Consider the following 2,676-nt stretch of genomic DNA (forward strand, 5'->3'; position numbering starts at 1 on the left):
TCAACGCGGCGCTTTGCGAGCAGTACATGCACTTCATCGCCAACCGCCGTTGCGCGCAGCTCGGCCTGACCCCGGTCTTCGCCGAGACGGAGAACCCGTTCCCGTGGATGTCGGAGGCGATGGACCTGAAGAAGGAAAAGAACTTCTTCGAGACCCGAGTCATCGAATACCAGAATGGCGGCGCGCTGGCCTGGGACTGAGCGTCGATGGCATCGCTTGCGGGCGGCTCCGGCTATCCGGAGGCTGCCCTTTCGGTGAGGCGTAGGCTATACTTGCGGCCGGAAGTCGAGGAGCGGTTCAATGCGTAGCGAGAATTCCGGTGCGGGTAGCGTGATCTGGATAACCTTGGTCTCGGTATCCAGCGTTCTCTTCAGCCTTGCGCTTGCCTGCGCCACGCCCTTCGCCGCGATCGCTGCCATAGCTGGCATATGGATGAGTGCGCGCAACGCTTTTGTCCTGACGTTCGCGGCTTGGCTCGCCAACCAGATCGTCGGTTATCTTCTGCTGGGTTATCCCACCACCTGGGACAGCTTTGCGTGGGGTTTCGCGATTGGCCTCGCGGCCATGTTGGCGGTTGCCACGGTCGTCCTGGTCAGGAGCGCCCTGCGTTCCGAATGGGTGGGTCTGGCCATCGGCTTCCTCGGAGCCTTCATCGTCTACGAGGTCTTGCTGTTGGCCGCTGCCCTGGTTTTGCCGTCTGGCCAGGAGGCCTTCTCGGCGGCGGTGGTGATACAGATTTTCTGGACAAATCTTGCAGCGCTCTCGGGCCTCGCCCTGCTGCACCGTCTTGCGCTTGCGGCCCATCTTGCACCGCCGCTTCGTAAAGCCGTGACCGGAGAGCTTTAAGCCTGTCACAGCGCCGCGGCTCGTTCCCTCCCAATCGCATCGTCTGCCTCACCGAAGAGACGGTCGAGACGCTTTACCTGCTCGGTGAAGAGGATCGAATCGTCGGCGTGTCGGGCTACGCGGTGCGTCCGCTGCGGGTCAGGAGCGAGAAGCCCCGCGTTTCGGCCTTCACCTCGGCCGACATCCCGAAAATCTTGGCTCTCTCGCCGGACATCGTGTTCGCATTCTCTGATCTACAGGCTGAGATTGTGATGCAGTTGATCCGCGAAGGTGTCGAGGTTCATGCCTTCAATCAGCGCGACCTCCCAGGTATTTTGACGATGGTCAGGACTGTCGGCGCTTTGGTCGGCGCAAGCGAACGCGCCGAAGCGCTCGCGCAAGGTTATGAACGGCGCCTGCGAAATCTGGCCGAGGCGAGCAGGGGACGGCCGCGTCCGAAAGTCTATTTCGAGGAATGGGACGCACCACTCATCAGCGGCATCGGCTGGGTGTCGGAGCTGATTTCGATTGCCGGCGGCGATGACGTCTTTCCAGGCAAGGCGAGAGAGAAGGCGGCCGTGAACCGCATCGTTGCGCCGGAAGACGTCGTTGCCGCCGCGCCTGATGTCATCCTCGCCTCATGGTGCGGCAAGAAGGTTGTGAAGGATCGGATCAAGGGCCGGCCGGGCTGGGAGAGCATCCCTGCGGTGCGTGACGGCCGCATCTTTGAGATCAAGTCGCCGCTGATCCTCCAACCAGGACCGGCCGCGCTTACCGACGGGCTCGATGCCATCATCAATGCGCTAAAGGAGGGCTGAACCTGGGCGTGACGATGCAGGCTAAAAGAGTCTGGCGTGGACGTCCGTTCATCGCATTGTCGCCTTTGAGCGGCGCTGGGTCGCATTTCTATGAACGAACATCAGAAAGCGGTGGGAACATCGCCATGTTCAAGGTGCTCTCCGGCAAATAAGCCGGAGGGATAATTGGGAAGCCGGTTTGATGCCGGCGCTGCCCCCGCAACGGTAGCGAAGTTCGTCCCGACGACGAGCCACTGGGTGACGAGCCTGGGAAGGTGTCGGGACAAGTCCGCCAAGGACGGCTTCGGAGCCCGGAAACCAGCCTCGAACCTGTTGAACTCGACTGATCGCGGTGGGCGATTAAGAGGCTGGACTATCGCGGTCGGGTCGCCAGACCTCTGAAAGACCGGGGCAGCTTTCCTCCAACGCGCCACCACGTTCGGTCCCTTGGCGAGGATGGACATGGACGCGCGCAACGAAATGCTGAAGCTCATCCGCGGAAGACGCGATGGCTTTTCGCTGGAACAACCTTTCTACATCGACCCCGATTTCTTCAAGCTCGACATGGAACTGATCTGGTACCGCGACTGGCTGTTCATCGGCCATGATTGCGAACTGCCGAAGCCGGGCTCCTTCATCACCGTCCAGGTCGGCGACTATCCGGTGGTGCTGGTGCGCGACCAGCAGGGCAGGATCAACGCCTTCCACAATTCCTGCCGCCACCGCGGCAGCCGCGTCTGCAACACCGAGAAGGGCACGGCGGCCAAGCTGGTCTGCCCCTATCATCAATGGACCTACGAGCTCGACGGCAAGCTGCTGTTCGCCCGCCAGATGGCGGAAGGCTTCGACAAGAGCCAGTTCGGGCTGAAGCCGGTCGCCTGCGAAAGCGTCGGCGGCTACATCTTCATCTGCCTGGCCAGGGAGCCGGCCGATTTCGCGCCGATGCGCACCCTCGTCGAGCCCTACCTTCTGCCGCATCGCCTCGGCGAGGCGAAGATCGCCTTCGAGAGCACGATCATCGAGAAGGGCAACTGGAAGCTGGTCTGGGAAAACA

3 protein-coding genes, 1 pseudogene and 1 riboswitch are annotated in these 2,676 nt (G+C 61.8%); all 4 genes and pseudogenes read left to right on the plus strand.

Annotated features, from left to right (window positions below):
• Positions 1 to 200, plus strand: a pseudogene (locus Q0L57_RS11915) (ribonucleotide-diphosphate reductase subunit beta); the annotation flags it as partial.
• Positions 201 to 300: 100 nt separating this feature from the next.
• The gene (locus tag Q0L57_RS11920) at positions 301 to 846 is read left to right on the plus strand and encodes a hypothetical protein (RefSeq protein ID WP_296742858.1); all 546 of its coding nucleotides are present in this window, start codon (positions 301 to 303) and stop codon (positions 844 to 846) included.
• A gap of 2 nt (positions 847 to 848) precedes the next feature.
• A complete protein-coding gene (locus tag Q0L57_RS11925; protein ID WP_296742862.1) occupies positions 849 to 1,643 on the plus strand; it encodes a cobalamin-binding protein in 795 nt (264 codons plus the stop codon).
• A 115-nt stretch (positions 1,644 to 1,758) separates the two neighbouring features.
• A riboswitch (cobalamin riboswitch) is annotated at positions 1,759 to 1,964 on the plus strand.
• A gap of 120 nt (positions 1,965 to 2,084) precedes the next feature.
• A partial coding sequence (locus Q0L57_RS11930; RefSeq protein ID WP_296742860.1) for an aromatic ring-hydroxylating dioxygenase subunit alpha occupies positions 2,085 to 2,676 on the plus strand: 592 nt, incomplete at its 3' end.

The organism is Mesorhizobium sp. (genome assembly GCF_024509055.1).
Taxonomy (GTDB): domain Bacteria; phylum Pseudomonadota; class Alphaproteobacteria; order Rhizobiales; family Rhizobiaceae; genus Mesorhizobium.